Here is a 15,258-nt window from a genome sequence, read left to right as displayed (position 1 = left end):
TCCCTTTTCTTTTATAAATATCGTTCTAATATTACATTCTTATGATGCAATTCATGTCCAAGAATAATGTAGCCAATTGCTCTTACTGAAACACTACAATCTGAAGCCATACCTAATCTTAATAACGCTTCCTCATTAAAACTTTCAAATAATGCAATCGTAGCTTCTCTGACCAATTTATACTCTTGTAAAAGACTTTCAAATTCGCGTTGATTAGCATTAGCAAATATCACATAATCATCTTCTTCAAAGCCTGGTAAAGCAGTTGAGTCGTTTCTCGCAATGCGAAGTGCTCTGTAAGCAAAAACTCTTTCTGCATCAATTAAATGCAACAATATATCTTTGATTGTCCATTTACCTTCAGCATAACTATACTCTTGCTTAAAAGTTGGAATTGATTTAAAAAAATGAATCAATTCTTCTTTTTGAACATTCAATCCTTTGACAATATCTTGCTCAGCTACTAATTTAATATAATTTGCATAATATGGTGCAAATTCATTTGATTGTAAATTTTTCATATTTTAAAGATATAAAAAAAGCCTCTTCTCAGAGGCTTACTATATTAAAGTTCTTTAAAAATTGTATGCATCAATCTTTTTTTATCATTGATGCTCTCTTCTAAAGAAATCATAGTTTCTGTTCTGTAAACACCTTCAATATCATCAATCATGAAGATAACTTCTTTAGCGTGTTTAGTATCTTTTGCTCTTATTTTACAGAAAATATTAAATTTCCCAGTAGTTACATGAGCAACTGTTACAAAAGGAATTTGGTTTATTCTTTCTAAAACAAATTTAGTCTGAGAAGTGTTGTGCAAAAATACCCCTACATAAGCAATAAAAGAATATCCTAATTTTTCATAATCTAATGTCAATGACGAACCTTGTATGATTCCAGCATCTTCCATTTTTTTTACTCTAACATGAACTGTTCCAGCAGAAATTAAAAGCTTTTTAGCAATATCTGTAAATGGAACTCTTGTGTTATCAATTAACATGTCTAAAATTTGATGATCTACTTCATCTAAACGAAACTTACTCATAAGTGCTTATAATAAATGTTAAATTATTGTTTTTTTATCAATACCTAAGCAAATTTATTAAATTATTTTCACACCGTTGTTAAATTTGATTAAATTATTTAATGTAAACGTTGCTTTTACTCCTATTTCTGGATTATTTTTCCCTTCAGAAGAAAAAAGCAAAGATTCACAATCATATTCAACATGTCCAGAATAATTCTCTAAATCTGATATTTTAGAAATAATAGCTTCAAAATGAATCTCATCATCAACTAAAATTTCTTGATATTGTGCTGCAAAGTTAATTATTTTTTCAACACTATTATCAATAATTTTGACATTTTTGTAAATAAAATCAAAAAAACATTTATTATTTTGAGGAATTCTCAAATATTTTTGCAATTCGTTATCAACTACAACGTTTTCGTAATTATCAAAAAACGAACTTAAAAGCGCAACAAAAATATATTTTCTACTTTCTTCTCTTATATAATCATTAGGATAATGCCCAGCTTCAAAAAGAATTGTAGGTGTATTTTGAGTTGTAAAATAATCACCAGTGCAATTCACGTTATAACTGTCATCAAATCTACCTATTTGATTAGGAATATATTGCGATAAAGCATCATTCATTCTATTGATTATCGAAATCGCTTTTAATCGCACTACATTATAATCTCTATTCTCATTAAAAGCAGGCGCTAAAAAAGATATTGTAGCTGGTAAATTTAGTCCAGTCGTACCAAAAATAGTACGTTGATCATGTAGATTATAACAATAATCTGGTCGAAAGTCTTCATATAAAGCCTTCAATAGCTTCATTTCTGGTTGTGTAGCTGAAAAAGCATCTCTATTTAAATCAACTGCATTAGCATTTTCACGAGTATAAGCAAAAGCTCCGTCTGGATTTAACATTGGAACACACAATAAAGTATATTGACTCTTAATTCGAATAGACTCAATAGAATTTGACGCTAAGAAATTAAAAAAATCAAACAATCCTTTTGTGGTCGTTGGTTCATTACCGTGCATTTGAGACCAGATCAAAATTTTAGTTTTTCCTGTACCAATTTTAACTTGATATATACTTCTTTGTTGAACTGATTTTCCTATTTCAGAAATTTCAAATACACTTTCAAATGATTTTAATAAAGGTAAAATAGTTTCTAAATGAATGTATTTTCCATTCAAACTAGACTCTAAATATTCTGTTGCTATTTGTAAACTATTCATGTTTATTTATTATGTTACAAATGTAAACAACTTTATATTTACAATTGTAAACATGTAAAAGAAGCATATTTATTACTTTTGTAAACATGTAAATTCGGAATTAAACTCAATGTACACAGAAACTGTTTACAAAATTGATTAAAAATAAATATATATAATAAATTATTGTTTATTAGTGTTTTACAATTCATTAATTAAATTCAAAAAATAACTAAAAAAGACTATTTTACATTTGTAAACTTGTAGATTGATTTATTTTTGTTTACATTTGTAATTTGTTTCTTTTTTAACCTTATTTACAATGGTAAACATAGATGACTTTATTAAACGTTTAGAAATAATCCTCGATTATTACAATCTATCTGCCTCTGCATTTGCGGATAAGATTAATGTGCAACGCTCTAGTTTGTCTCACCTACTCTCAGGCAGAAATAAACCTAGTCTTGATTTTATCATCAAAGTAATTGAAGTTTTTCCAGAAGTGGATTTGTACTGGATATTAAATGGAAAAGGAACATTTCCAAAATCAGATGATAAAATTACAAATATTGAGACAACCAATAATCCTGTTGTTGAAGAGCCAATCATTCAAAATGAATTAGAAACACCTGATCTATTTTCGGCTGTACCAAATAAAAATTTTGAAAAAAATGTACAGCACACAGATTCTGATTATAAAATAACTCCTCCATCATCAACAAATAATATAGAGCGTATTGTTATTTTTTATCAAGATGGCACTTTTAAAAACTACATTCCATAAAAAAAAGCTCTAATTTATAAGAGCTTTTTTAAAATTAAATTACTAACATACTTTATCTTCTTAATAAATATACTGCTGTTACACCAGCTTCTGTTCTAGCTGTTTGTGGTGCAAAATCTCCATTAGTTGTTGGAAAAGAAAATTTTAATACTTGTCCACCACCATTTAAACGTTCTGCAACGTAAATATCATTTGTAACAAAATCGTATGCAACGTCAACTGGATTTCCTAATAATGAATTTGGCCCATAAATTCTAATTTGGTTATTCATAGCAATTGTTCCCATATTAGCAGTAGCATTTAAAACAGAAGAAAAATTATTAATAATTATCAATCCACCATCTGTTGCACTTGAAGCCAAACCTACATCAGAGAGAACCATTACATTATCTTGATTTGAATAGGTTATTCCGTGAGTTCTTACCAAGCCTTCAATAGTAACTCTTTTTGAAGCAGTAATTGTTCCAGTAGCATTTGCAAAGAAATTGTTATATACTACCAAATCACTAGTGTTATCAGCAATTGCATACATAGTATTTCCTTCTAAATGAATTCCCCATAATTTAATATCTACCGTATAAGTATTTAATAACGAAAAACCGTCATTATTTCTTTGGTAGACATAAAATTTACTTGTGTTTGAATTCCCTGCATTTTGGTCTTGAGTAACCACTACTTTATCTCCAGAAACTGCAATTTCTCTTGCATTTGTAAAATCTGAAGTAGAAGAAAATGCAAAATTTAATGAAGTGGCAGATGCAATGATTGAATTTCTAAAACCTGAATATGCTTCAACTCTATTGTTTGTTCTTGAAGCTTGAATAACTTGATCTTTAAATGGATCATAAAAAATTCCATCTGAATCTGTTGAAGCTACTGCAAAGCTTTTTGGGCTTGGTGATGGTGACAATAAATCTGTAAAAGAGATGCTTCCAGAAGTATTACTCGATGTGAATAATTTCAATTCTACTGCTGGTGTTGGAGTAGTATCAATTGGTTCTGGATCTGTTGCAACCATTGAATCATCATCATTACATGAAGCAAATGAAATTGCTAAAAATGCTAAGGGTAAAAATAGTTTTCTCATTGTTGAAAGTTTTAAATTTCTCTCATTTACGAAAAACTATATGAAATGGTTTTCAAAAAATTAAAAAAAAAAATTTAAACATTCAAATTACAAAGATATACAAGTTAATTATTCTTAGGTATATAGCTTAATTCAGGTTTTTTTCCCACTACACCAACATAATAGGCTTCTAAAATTTTAATATCAGCGTCAATGTTTCCTGTTGGATAAAAAGGAGCATGATAAACAACTTGCTTTTTACCATAATCAAATGCAACAGGTATAATTGGTACGTTTGCCTTAAGTGCCATATAATAAAAGCCCGTTTTCCATTCGGATACTTTTTTTCTTGTTCCTTCTGGAGCTATTGCTAATCTAAAGACTTCTTTTTCTTGAAATATTTTAGCAATTGTATCAACTTTATTTTCGTTTTTTTGGCGATTCAAAGGTGTTCCTCCTGTCCATGTAAAAAAATAATTAAAAGGGAAAACAAATAGTTCTTTCTTTGCTACATAATTGATTTCCATATCCAATATACCTCGAGAAAAAATTCCAAGAAAAAAATCCCACCAACTAGTATGCGGAACTGCAATTAAAACACATTTTTTAAGTTCAAAAGGAATTGTTCCTACAACTTTCCAGCCTAATAGTGTACAGAAAATAAATTTGTATAAAATTTGTTTCATTGGATATGAATTTAAGGCAAAATTAAAATTATATTTACGATTACAAATAAAATCTTCATGATTAAGCAATTATTAAGTTATTTTTTGCCTATAAAAATTTACGAAACTCAATCAACTGTTAGCTCTAATTTAGAGGTTACCTGGAATAATGGTAAGCTTGTATTAGATTCAAAACATACGAATTATTCATATGGTAGTTTAGAAAAAGTATTAAGAAAAGGATTTCAACAAATTGGTTATAAAACTATTTTAGAGATGAAATCTGTTCTATTACTAGGTGTAGCAGGCGGAAGTGCTATTAAAACATTAATTGAAGATATTGGCTATAAAGGTTCGATTACGGGTGTAGAAATCGATGCAGAAGTAATAAAGATTGCAAATACGTATTTTGGCCTTAATCAATATAAAAATGTAACTATTATTATCGATGATGCCCAAAAACATATCGAAGAACATGATGTTAAATATAATTTAATCATCATTGATATATTTGAAGATAGCAATATGCCTGATTTTTTATTCGAAGAAAAATTTATTAATAATATTAAAAAATCACTTGAATTAAATGGTTATATCTTATTTAATTTCATGATATTAAATGATTACGAAAAAAAATTCACTGCTTTTAAATCAAAATTTAATAGCAGTGAATTTAAAGTGATAAATTTAGTAAATGTTGAAGAGTTTAATCAACTCCTCATTATTCAAAAAATTATATAAATATTTTCAATAGGAAATATATTAAAGCTGCAAGAATAGCTGAAACTGGTATGGTTAAAACCCATGCCCACAATAACTTGACAGTTACTCCCCAACGAACAGCTGAAACTCTTTTAGTAACTCCTACTCCAATAATTGAACCTGTAATTGTATGTGTTGTTGATACTGGAATTTTGAAATGTTCAGTAGTGAATAATGTTAAAGCACCCGCAGATTCTGCTACAACACCTTCAAAAGCAGTCACTTTCGTAATTTTAGAACCCATTGTTTTAACAATTTTCCATCCACCGCTCAACGTTCCCAAAGCAATTACTGTATAACAAGTTAATGGAATCCAACCTGGCATTACACCGTCAATTTTAACACCATCTTTTTCTGAAGGCAAAACTACATTTAAGTCTAACCATCCAGCAGATAAATCAATATTTGGATTCGATTTGATATAAACCGCTACAGCTGCAGCAATAATACCCATAACTTTTTGCGAGTCATTTCCTCCGTGTCCTAAACTAAAGGCTGCTGAAGATAATAATTGCATTTTCTTTAAAACAGCCTCTGCTTTAGCAGTAGATAAACTACTAAAAATCAAGTTAAAGACCGCTAAACTATAGAAAATAAATGCCACTAAAAACCATTTAATATTATGTGGTTCTGTAATAACACTCCAAAATTCACTTTCAAATCTAGGTTTTTTGATTTCTTCAAAAGGAATCATAACTGAATATAAAAACCAAGCAACCAATAACATCAATGCAACCGTAAATACTTTAGGCATAATATTTTTCTTAGAAGAATACATCAACCAAAGAGAAATACAGTAAGAAATTATCATCCCTAACAATGGCGCAAATACAATAAATAAAATTACAATTACTACACCTGAAGGCAATAATTCACCTTCTTTAGCGGCTTTGAACCAGTTTACAATTTTAAAACCTGCATGCTCAGGATCTGTAACACTTGATAAACCATGAGCAATTGCAGCACCAGCAAAACCTCCAATAAGTGTATGAGATGATGACGATGGAATTCCTTTTAACCAAGTGATAATATTCCAAATGATAGCAGCAATAACTCCCGCTAAAATTGTTGTTAAATCAATACTGCTTGTATGAGCTGTTTTAGCAACTGTATCTGCAACACCAAAACCAAATACCCAATAAGCTAAGAAATTAAAGAATGCAGCCCAAAGTACCGCTTGAAATGGCGTTAATACTTTTGTAGCAACAATTGTAGCAATCGAATTTGCGGCATCATGAAAACCATTGATGTAATCAAAAACTAAGGCTAAAAATATGATTATAATTAATAATGTAAAATCCATAATGGGTTTTTTAAAATTAAACTATTATGAATGTTTTACAGAAATTTGTTCCATTACGTTAGAAACACTTTTACATTTATCTGAAGCAGATTCTAAGGCAGACAATACTTCTTTGTATTTGATAATGTTTTTAGCATCGCTTTCGTTTTCAAAAATATCAGCTACAGCTTTATCAAAAACTACATCAGCTTTACTTTCTAATTTATTGATTCTTTTACAAGCATCTTTAATAGCTTTGTGGTTCATATCTTTTAATTCTTTGATACCAACACCAATTAATTGACAAGCTTCTAAATTAATTTCTGTTAATTTTCTAATCGATTTTGTGATTTTCTCTACTTGATATAAACGCATTCTACTTGTAGCTCCTTGCATAAAATCTGCAACATTGTCCATTGATTTAATCAATGCGTGAATGTCCTCTCTATCAAATGGAGTAATAAAATTTTTACTCAATTCAATGTTTGTTTTGTGAGTAATTTCTTCAATATTAGCTTCTAATTCGTCAATTTTTTTAAAGTAGTTTTCTCTTTCACCTTTTGGAGCATTCACTGCTTCATGTAAGGTTTCTGCTAATAAAATTAAATTTGCCGAAGCTTGTTCGAAAAGTGGAAAGAACTTTTTATCTTTCGGAACAAAAAACTGAAAAATATTGTTTAATGACATTTTATTTGTGTTTAAATTCAGTGCAAAAGTAATTTCTCAATGTTAAATTATCATTAACTTAACAATAATAAGAAGTTATTAAATTTAAGATTTAAAAATATTATATTTTTTCGATAACGTTTTCTTATTTTTACCATCCAATAAAACAACAAAACCCAAATGGACATTAATTTCAATAAAAACGAAGATTATAACAAGCTTTTACTCTCTGATTTAAACAAAAAATTTGCCCAAGTTAAATTAGGCGGTGGAGAAAAAAGAATTGAAAAACTGCATGCAGAAGGTAAAATGACTGCTCGTGAACGTATTGACTATCTATTAGATGAAAAATCAAAAAGTATCGAAATTGGTGCTTTTGTAGGTGATGGAATGTATAAAGAGCATGGTGGATGTCCATCTGGTGGTGTGGTTGTTAAAATTGGTTTCATTTCAGGAAAACAATGTATTGTGGTTGCAAATGATGCAACTGTAAAAGCAGGTGCTTGGTTTCCAATAACAGGAAAAAAGAACCTTCGTGCGCAAGAGATTGCAATGGAAAATAGATTACCTATTATTTATTTAGTAGATTCTGCTGGTGTATATTTACCAATGCAAGATGAAATTTTTCCTGATAAAGAACATTTTGGTCGTATTTTTAGAAATAATGCACACATGAGTAGCATGGGAATCACACAAATTGCCGCTGTAATGGGAAGTTGTGTTGCAGGTGGTGCTTATTTACCTATTATGAGCGATGAAGCCATGATTGTAGACAAAACTGGAAGTATTTTCTTAGCTGGAAGTTATTTAGTAAAAGCTGCCATTGGAGAAACAATTGATAATGAAACACTCGGAGGAGCAACAACACATTGTGAAATTTCGGGTGTTACAGATTATAAAGCTAAAGATGATAAAGACGCTTTAGATAGAATTAAAAATATTGTAGGCAAAATTGGAGATTTTGACAAAGCGGGATACAATCGTGTAAAAGCTGAAAAGCCTACTCTCGAGCCAAAAGATATTTATGGTATTTTACCCAAATCACGTGCCGATCAATATGACATGTATGAAATAATCAAACGTTTGGTTGATAATTCAGAATTTGATGAATACAAAGGTGATTATGGAAAAACACTAATTACTGCCTACGCTCGAATAGATGGTTGGGCAGTAGGAATTGTAGCAAACCAACGAAAAATTGTAAAAACGGCTAAAGGTGAAATGCAATTTGGTGGCGCCATTTATTCTGATTCTGCAGATAAAGCAACGCGTTTTATTGCTAATTGTAACCAAAAGAAAATTCCTTTGGTTTTTATACAAGATGTTACTGGTTTTATGGTTGGTTCAAAATCTGAACATGGAGGAATTATTAAAGATGGTGCTAAAATGGTAAATGCAATGGCAAATTCAGTAGTCCCAAAATTCACGGTAATTGTTGGTAATTCTTATGGTGCAGGAAATTATGCAATGTGTGGAAAAGCTTACGACCCAAGACTAATATTTGCATGGCCAAGTGCTGAATTAGCTGTAATGGGCGGAACACAAGCGGCAAAAGTATTAGCACAAATTGAAGCGTCTTCATTAAAAGCAAAAGGTGAAGTTATTGATGAAGCTAAAGAGGCAGCGTTATTTGATAAAATAAAAGCACGATACGACGAACAAGTTTCTCCATATTATGCTGCTTCGAGATTATGGACAGATGCGATTATTGACCCATTAGAAACCAGAAATTGGATTTCAATAGGCATTGAAGCCGCAAACCACGCTCCTATTGAAAAAACTTTTAATTTAGGTGTAATTCAGGTGTAAAATGTCAAATATTCATAGAAACATAATAATTGTATTATTTTCTTTTTTTTCTGGTGTTCCAATTGCAATATTGATTAACACTTGCATTTATGATATAATATTTATCGATAATGGAAATACATTAGAATATAGATTTCCAAAATTTTCATGGCTATATAGACTATTCTATGAAGGATATCATGATGAACCTAACTTATTAAACATAATTATTACTTTTATTATAGGAGTCTATATCACTTTTTTACTCTATAAATTACTTATAAAAATAAAACTTAATTACATAAAAAATCCCGACTAAATCGGGATTTTTTTATACTACTTTATATTATTTTTTAAATTCAATTTACTGTTTTTGCGACTAAATCCAAAATAAATAATTAAGCCTATTAGTAACCAAATAGTAAAGTAAATCCAATTCCATACGCTCAATTCTGCCATCATATATAAACAACTAACTAATCCAAGTAATGGAATTAATGAAAGATTTTGTCTCCATGACCAAACAGCAAATGCTACTAATGATATCAAAAATATCCACATCGGTATTTTGTGCTTGAATAACGTAAAACCACTCTCATACTTCATAGCATTATCAATTGGCAATGAATCAACAATATTTTTATATACTACTTCATCTTCAGAAAACTTACTTAATACTTCTTCCAAATCTGCATTAGCTTCTTTTACTAAAGCCTTCTCTTGCAAATAAGTCAAAACCTCTTTTGTTTGCGATTCTTCCAAAGAAGTTACAATTGTTGCTGCATCATTTATTTGTTTTTCATTCGTAATAAATCCCATTGTAGCCTCCTTATTGACTGTAAAGGCAATTGAAATTCCTATAAAAATTAACAATGGAAACACGTATTTAGAATTCACGTAAGGTGTTTTAAATTTTCCTCGTGGAATATCAGTTCTATTTTGCAAAACCAAAACCCCAGCACAAACCAATACGAAAGCAAACAATGTTCCAATACTACATAAATCAGTAACCATAGTCAAATTCAAAAACAACGCAGGAACAGCAACTACAAAACCTGTAACAATGGTTGCATATGAAGGCGTTTTGTATTTTGGATGGACTTTAGAGAAACGCTTTGGTAATAATCCATCGCGACTCATGCTCATCCATATACGAGGTTGTCCCATTTGAAATACAAGCAATACACTTGCCATTGCTACAACGGCACTAACAGCTATAATACCTGACATCCATTTTAAATCTAGCTTATCAAAAACAAATGCTAATGGATCTCCCACATTTAAATCCGAGTAATTAACCATACCCGTCAACACTAAAGCGATTATTACATATAAAATTGTACATATAATAATTGCCCACATCATACCTCTTGGTAAATCACGTTGCGGGTCTTTACATTCTTCAGCTGTAGTTGAAATAGCATCAAAACCAATGTAAGCAAAAAATACAGCAGAAACTCCTTTTAAAATTCCACCTACTCCATTAGGTGCAAATGGATCCCAATTTGCTGTATCTACATAAAATATCCCAACCGCGATAACTAATAATATAATACAAAGCTTTACTACAACCATTAAATTACTTGCATTACGAGATTCCTTCATTCCTCTGTAAACTAACCAAGTAATGATAACAATGATTAACAATGCAGGTAAATCTGCTACGATATGAAAACTTCCAAGTGTTGGAGCTGTTGTCCAAGCAGTATAAGCAGATTTTAAACCATCCGATAAATTCTCGAAAGATTTTCCGCCATTCATTAATGCCGTTGCTTCTTCAAACCCTTTTGAAGCTGTTAAATAATCCATTTGAATCCATTGGGGCAAATGCAGTCCTCCACTTTCGAGCAAACCAGTAAAATAATCGCTCCATGATATTGCTACCGTAATATTACCAATAGCATATTCCATAATTAAAGCCCAACCAATTATCCAAGCAATGATTTCTCCAAATGCAACATAAGAATATGTATAAGCACTACCTGAAACAGGTACCATTGAAGCAAATTCTGCATAAGCAAACGCCGCAAAACTACATGCAATCGCTGTAAAAATAAATAAGAAAATTACGGCCGGACCTCCATCAGCACTTGCTTTTCCAATTGTACTAAAAATTCCTGCACCTATAATAGCTGCAATACCAAAAGCTGTTAAATCTCTAGCTGTTAAGTGTTTCCCTAAAGAATGATGTCCGTCTGCATCATTTTTTGCCACTTGTTTTAGAATATCATCAACAGTTTTTCTTCTGAATAAATTAGAAAAATTCATATTTAATAGGTTGTTTGTATAAAATTTACGAAAAACAAATATAGGATTTTATTATTTAGAACAAATAAAAAAACATTATTTGAAGATATAACTAAAATCTATTCTTAAATAAGAAATAAACATAAATTGTCTATAGTACCATCAGAACAGTTTTGTAAATTTGTTAAATCAAAATTTTATTTATTGAAAATAAATCAATTTTATAACACAATAATCAAATAATCAACAAACTATTATGGAAAATTCAAAAGACATTAGCAAATGCCCATTTCATCAAAATTTGGCATCAAAAGGAACTTCCAATCAAGATTGGTGGCCAAAATCGCTGAACTTAGACATTCTACATCAACATGATATTAAAACAAATCCCTTAGGTGAAAAATTTAATTATGCTGACGAATTCAAGAAATTAGATTTAGAAGCTTTAAAAAACGACTTAAAAGCATTCATGAATGACAGTCAAGATTGGTGGCCAGCCGATTGGGGTCACTATGGAGGCTTAATGATTCGTATGGCTTGGCATTCTGCAGGTACCTATAGAATTTCAGATGGTCGTGGCGGAGCAGGAACAGGAAACATAAGATTTGCACCTCTAAATAGTTGGCCAGATAATGGAAATTTAGACAAAGCCAGAAGACTATTGTGGCCAATCAAAAAGAAATATGGAAATAAAATTTCTTGGGCAGATTTAATGATTTTAGCTGGAAATATGGCTTATGAATCTATGGGATTGAAAACATACGGATTTGCTGGAGGTCGTGAAGACATTTGGCATCCAGAAAAAGATGTATACTGGGGCGCTGAAAAAGAATGGTTAGCAAAAACAGGAAGCGAAGGCAGTAGATATTCAGGAGAAAGAGATTTAGAAAATCCTCTCGCAGCAGTAATGATGGGATTAATTTATGTAAATCCTGAAGGAGTCGACGGACAACCCGACCCATTAAAAACAGCACATGATGTTCGCATTACATTCAAGCGAATGGCAATGAATGATGAAGAAACTGTAGCTTTAACCGCAGGTGGACACACTGTTGGAAAAGCACACGGAAATGGAGATGCATCAAAATTAGGCCCTGAACCAGAAGCAGGAGAAATAGAAAATCAAGGTTTTGGTTGGCTAAATCCAAAAGGCAATGGAAATGGTGCTGATACTGTAACCAGTGGCTTAGAAGGCTCGTGGACTACTAACCCTACTCGATGGGATAATGAATATTTTTATTTGCTATTAAACTATGATTGGGAATTAAAGAAAAGTCCAGCTGGTGCTTGGCAATGGGAACCTATAAATATTAAAGAAGAGGACAAACCATTTGATGCACACAATCCATCAGTACGAAGAAATCCTATTATGACTGATGCTGATATGGCAATGAAAATGGACCCAACTTACAGAGAAATTTCAGAGCGATTTTATAAAGATCCTGCTTATTTTTCTGAAGTATTTGCAAGAGCTTGGTTTAAATTAACGCACCGAGATTTAGGTCCAAAAGAGCGTTATTTAGGAGCAGATGTACCAAAAGAAGATTTAATTTGGCAAGATCCAATTCCTACAGTAGATTACACTTTATCTGATGCTGAAATAGAAGATTTAAAAATAAAAATATTAAACAGCGGATTAACAAGAACTGAACTAATCAACACGGCTTGGGATAGTGCCAGAACATTTAGAGGTTCAGACTTTAGAGGTGGTGCAAATGGTGCAAGAATTCGATTGGAACCGCAAAAAAATTGGGTAGCCAATGAACCAGAAAGATTGCAAAAAGTTTTAAATAAATTAATTGAAATTCAAACAAGTTTAAGTAAAAAAGTAAGCATCGCTGATTTAATTGTTTTGGGCGGAAGTGCAGCTGTTGAAAAAGCAGCTCAAGAAGGCGGATATAATATAAAAGTTCCATTTCATGCTGGTCGAGGCGATGCGTTGCAAGAAATGACTGATGTAGAATCCTTCGAAGTTTTAGAACCAACAAATGATGCTTTCAGAAACTTTATGAAATCAAATTATGTAGTAAAACCAGAAGAATTAATGTTAGACAACGCACAATTATTAAGATTAACCGCTACTGAAATGACTGTTTTAATTGGTGGAATGCGCGTTCTTGGTACTAACTTTAATGGAACGAAACATGGTGTTTTTACCAATAATGAAGGCATTTTATCCAATGACTTCTTTGTGAACCTTACTGATATGAATTATAGTTGGAAACCGGTTGGTGAAAATTTATATAATATTGTTGATAAAAAATCAGGTGCAACTAAATGGACCGCTACAAGAGTAGATTTAATCTTTGGTTCTAATTCTGTTTTAAGAGCCTATGCAGAAGTATATGCTCAAGATGATAACAAAGAAAAATTTGTTCAAGATTTTGTAAAAGTTTGGACTAAAGTAATGAATTTAGATCGATTTGATTTGAAATAAAAACAGTAATAAATTATTATTATTCCCTTATAATACCATCATTTTGATGGTATTATTTTTTTATGACTACTTATTCTTAATGTAATTTTTCAAAAATAATATTTTATCCTAAATCATTAATTTTCATAAGATTTTTTATCATAAATTTTATCTATATAAATATTTAAAAATATAATAAATATCATGTTTTATTAAACATTCTATTTGTAATTTCGCACTCAGAAAAACAACAATAATTTAAATAAAAAATCATGGCATTAGTAGGAAAAAAATTCCCAAACATTACAGTAGACGCAATCTCATTTATGGGAGACAACTTAAGAATTAACGTTTTAGAAGAAGCGGTAAACAACAAGAAAAAAGTAGTTTTATTTTGGTATCCAAAAGATTTTACTTTTGTATGTCCAACAGAATTACACGCTTTTCAAGCTGCTTTACAAGAATTTGAAAAAAGAAACACAACGGTTATTGGTGCTTCATGTGATACAAACGAAGTACACTTTGCTTGGTTAAACACTGCTAAAGACAATGGTGGAATCGAAGGTGTAACTTACCCACTTTTAGCAGATACAACCAGAAATTTATCAGCTGCTTTAGATATATTAGATTCAGAATGGGTTTATAACGAAGATTTAAATGATGAAATCTTAGAAGGTTCAAACGTAACTTTTAGAGCAACTTATTTAATTGACGAAGATGGAAAAATCTTCCACGAAAGTGTAAACGATATGCCATTAGGAAGAAATGTAAATGAGTACTTAAGATTAATTGATGCTTATACTCACGTGCAAACTAAAGGTGAAGTTTGTCCAGCAAACTGGGAAGAAGGAAAAGAAGCAATGAATGCTGATAGAAATAGTACTGCTGCTTATTTAGCTTCTCATTAATAATTTTGTTTCAAGTTTCAGGTTTCAGGTTATTCAACTTGGAACTTGAAACCTGAAACTTTAAACTAAAAAAAAATGTTTACAGAAATAGAACAAGATAATTTAGCTGAAATTATAGCTTCAAATGAAGTAGTTGTTGTGCAATATGCTGCCTCATGGTGTGGGAATTGTCGTATAATGAAACCAAAATTTAAAATGATGGCTTCACAAAACGAGAGTATTCCTTTTTTAATTGTAGATGCTGAAAAATTTCCTGAATCAAGAAAATTAGCAAAAGTGGATAATTTACCAACATTTGCTACTTTTAAAAATGGAGTATTAGTAAATCAAACGCAAACTAACAAAGCTGAAGTTTTAGCAGAATTAGTAAATGAAGTAGTTTAATTATAAGTTTCAGGTTTCAAGTTTCGAGTTTGTAAATAAAACTAAAAACAACCT

14 protein-coding genes are annotated in these 15,258 nt (G+C 30.7%); 6 read left to right on the top strand and 8 right to left on the bottom strand.

Annotation, left to right across the window (positions count from 1 at the left end; genetic code table 11):
* Positions 1 to 11: 11 nt before the first annotated feature.
* The 3 genes from G4L40_RS10700 to G4L40_RS10690 are packed head-to-tail and all read right to left on the bottom strand — an operon-like array spanning position 12 to position 2,257.
* Positions 12 to 521, bottom strand: a complete 510-nt coding sequence (locus G4L40_RS10700) for a DinB family protein (protein WP_166237192.1) — start codon at positions 519 to 521, stop codon at positions 12 to 14.
* Positions 522 to 565: 44 nt separating this feature from the next.
* Positions 566 to 1,045: an Lrp/AsnC family transcriptional regulator gene (locus tag G4L40_RS10695; protein WP_026726210.1), complete on the bottom strand. Its 480-nt coding sequence runs from the start codon at positions 1,043 to 1,045 to the stop codon at positions 566 to 568.
* Positions 1,046 to 1,102: 57 nt separating this feature from the next.
* Positions 1,103 to 2,257 (bottom strand): M14 family metallopeptidase, encoded by a 1,155-nt coding sequence (locus G4L40_RS10690; protein WP_166237191.1) that lies wholly within the window; start codon positions 2,255 to 2,257, stop codon positions 1,103 to 1,105.
* 301 nt (positions 2,258 to 2,558) lie between these two features.
* On the opposite strand from G4L40_RS10690, the gene G4L40_RS10685 reads away from it, so the two are divergent.
* Positions 2,559 to 3,020: a helix-turn-helix domain-containing protein gene (locus tag G4L40_RS10685; RefSeq protein ID WP_166237190.1), complete on the top strand. Its 462-nt coding sequence runs from the start codon at positions 2,559 to 2,561 to the stop codon at positions 3,018 to 3,020.
* A gap of 52 nt (positions 3,021 to 3,072) precedes the next feature.
* Here the strand turns inward: G4L40_RS10685 and G4L40_RS10680 are convergent, their stop codons facing one another.
* On the bottom strand, positions 3,073 to 4,107 hold the full coding sequence (locus G4L40_RS10680; protein ID WP_166237189.1) for a hypothetical protein: 1,035 nt from the start codon (positions 4,105 to 4,107) through the stop codon (positions 3,073 to 3,075).
* Positions 4,108 to 4,211: 104 nt separating this feature from the next.
* A complete protein-coding gene (locus tag G4L40_RS10675) occupies positions 4,212 to 4,772 on the bottom strand; it encodes a 1-acyl-sn-glycerol-3-phosphate acyltransferase (protein ID WP_166237188.1) in 561 nt (186 codons plus the stop codon).
* Positions 4,773 to 4,829: 57 nt separating this feature from the next.
* Between G4L40_RS10675 and G4L40_RS10670 the strand changes: the two genes are divergently transcribed.
* Positions 4,830 to 5,492 (top strand): spermidine synthase, encoded by a 663-nt coding sequence (locus tag G4L40_RS10670; RefSeq protein ID WP_166237187.1) that lies wholly within the window; start codon positions 4,830 to 4,832, stop codon positions 5,490 to 5,492.
* Here the strand turns inward: G4L40_RS10670 and G4L40_RS10665 are convergent.
* Positions 5,485 to 6,816: an inorganic phosphate transporter gene (locus tag G4L40_RS10665; protein ID WP_166237186.1), complete on the bottom strand. Its 1,332-nt coding sequence runs from the start codon at positions 6,814 to 6,816 to the stop codon at positions 5,485 to 5,487. The two genes, G4L40_RS10670 and G4L40_RS10665, sit on opposite strands and share 8 nt — an antisense overlap.
* Before the next feature lie 24 nt (positions 6,817 to 6,840).
* Positions 6,841 to 7,482 carry a DUF47 domain-containing protein gene (locus G4L40_RS10660; RefSeq protein WP_166237185.1) on the bottom strand — a complete coding sequence of 214 codons (642 nt, stop codon included), beginning with the start codon at positions 7,480 to 7,482 and terminating at the stop codon, positions 6,841 to 6,843.
* A 159-nt stretch (positions 7,483 to 7,641) separates the two neighbouring features.
* Here G4L40_RS10660 and G4L40_RS10655 point away from each other — a divergent pair, with 159 nt between their 5' ends.
* Positions 7,642 to 9,270, top strand: a complete 1,629-nt coding sequence (locus tag G4L40_RS10655; protein WP_166237184.1) for an acyl-CoA carboxylase subunit beta — start codon at positions 7,642 to 7,644, stop codon at positions 9,268 to 9,270.
* A gap of 315 nt (positions 9,271 to 9,585) precedes the next feature.
* Here G4L40_RS10655 and G4L40_RS10650 read toward each other — a convergent pair whose 3' ends face one another.
* Entirely contained in the window at positions 9,586 to 11,517 is a 1,932-nt protein-coding gene (locus G4L40_RS10650; protein WP_166237183.1) for an amino acid permease, read from the bottom strand.
* Between the two features lie 235 nt (positions 11,518 to 11,752).
* On the opposite strand from G4L40_RS10650, the gene katG reads away from it, so the two are divergent.
* The 3 genes from katG to G4L40_RS10635 all read left to right on the top strand — a co-directional run bounded on the left by katG (position 11,753) and on the right by G4L40_RS10635 (position 15,204).
* Positions 11,753 to 13,933, top strand: a complete 2,181-nt coding sequence (gene katG / locus G4L40_RS10645) for a catalase/peroxidase HPI (RefSeq protein ID WP_166237182.1) — start codon at positions 11,753 to 11,755, stop codon at positions 13,931 to 13,933.
* A gap of 251 nt (positions 13,934 to 14,184) precedes the next feature.
* Positions 14,185 to 14,820 carry a peroxiredoxin gene (locus G4L40_RS10640; protein WP_166237181.1) on the top strand — a complete coding sequence of 212 codons (636 nt, stop codon included), beginning with the start codon at positions 14,185 to 14,187 and terminating at the stop codon, positions 14,818 to 14,820.
* Positions 14,821 to 14,895: 75 nt separating this feature from the next.
* Positions 14,896 to 15,204: a thioredoxin family protein gene (locus tag G4L40_RS10635; protein ID WP_166237180.1), complete on the top strand. Its 309-nt coding sequence runs from the start codon at positions 14,896 to 14,898 to the stop codon at positions 15,202 to 15,204.
* The last annotated feature ends 54 nt before the right edge of the window (positions 15,205 to 15,258 follow it).

It is taken from the genome of Flavobacterium celericrescens, assembly GCF_011392075.1.
In the GTDB taxonomy this organism is placed as follows: domain Bacteria; phylum Bacteroidota; class Bacteroidia; order Flavobacteriales; family Flavobacteriaceae; genus Flavobacterium; species Flavobacterium celericrescens.
The sequence above is the reverse complement of the archived record's forward strand: the minus strand, read 5'-3'. Positions and strand labels throughout refer to the sequence as shown.

What these genes read in the sequence shown, in the direction of transcription:
- G4L40_RS10700 (WP_166237192.1), bottom strand. Translation starts at nt 521, where the DNA reads ATGAAAAATTTACAATCAAATGAATTTGCACCATATTATGCAAATTAT.
- G4L40_RS10695 (WP_026726210.1), bottom strand. Translation starts at nt 1,045, where the DNA reads ATGAGTAAGTTTCGTTTAGATGAAGTAGATCATCAAATTTTAGACATG.
- G4L40_RS10690 (WP_166237191.1), bottom strand. Translation starts at nt 2,257, where the DNA reads ATGAATAGTTTACAAATAGCAACAGAATATTTAGAGTCTAGTTTGAAT.
- G4L40_RS10685 (WP_166237190.1), top strand. Translation starts at nt 2,559, where the DNA reads ATGGTAAACATAGATGACTTTATTAAACGTTTAGAAATAATCCTCGAT.
- G4L40_RS10680 (WP_166237189.1), bottom strand. Translation starts at nt 4,107, where the DNA reads ATGAGAAAACTATTTTTACCCTTAGCATTTTTAGCAATTTCATTTGCT.
- G4L40_RS10675 (WP_166237188.1), bottom strand. Translation starts at nt 4,772, where the DNA reads ATGAAACAAATTTTATACAAATTTATTTTCTGTACACTATTAGGCTGG.
- G4L40_RS10670 (WP_166237187.1), top strand. Translation starts at nt 4,830, where the DNA reads ATGATTAAGCAATTATTAAGTTATTTTTTGCCTATAAAAATTTACGAA.
- G4L40_RS10665 (WP_166237186.1), bottom strand. Translation starts at nt 6,816, where the DNA reads ATGGATTTTACATTATTAATTATAATCATATTTTTAGCCTTAGTTTTT.
- G4L40_RS10660 (WP_166237185.1), bottom strand. Translation starts at nt 7,482, where the DNA reads ATGTCATTAAACAATATTTTTCAGTTTTTTGTTCCGAAAGATAAAAAG.
- G4L40_RS10655 (WP_166237184.1), top strand. Translation starts at nt 7,642, where the DNA reads ATGGACATTAATTTCAATAAAAACGAAGATTATAACAAGCTTTTACTC.
- G4L40_RS10650 (WP_166237183.1), bottom strand. Translation starts at nt 11,517, where the DNA reads ATGAATTTTTCTAATTTATTCAGAAGAAAAACTGTTGATGATATTCTA.
- katG (WP_166237182.1), top strand. Translation starts at nt 11,753, where the DNA reads ATGGAAAATTCAAAAGACATTAGCAAATGCCCATTTCATCAAAATTTG.
- G4L40_RS10640 (WP_166237181.1), top strand. Translation starts at nt 14,185, where the DNA reads ATGGCATTAGTAGGAAAAAAATTCCCAAACATTACAGTAGACGCAATC.
- G4L40_RS10635 (WP_166237180.1), top strand. Translation starts at nt 14,896, where the DNA reads ATGTTTACAGAAATAGAACAAGATAATTTAGCTGAAATTATAGCTTCA.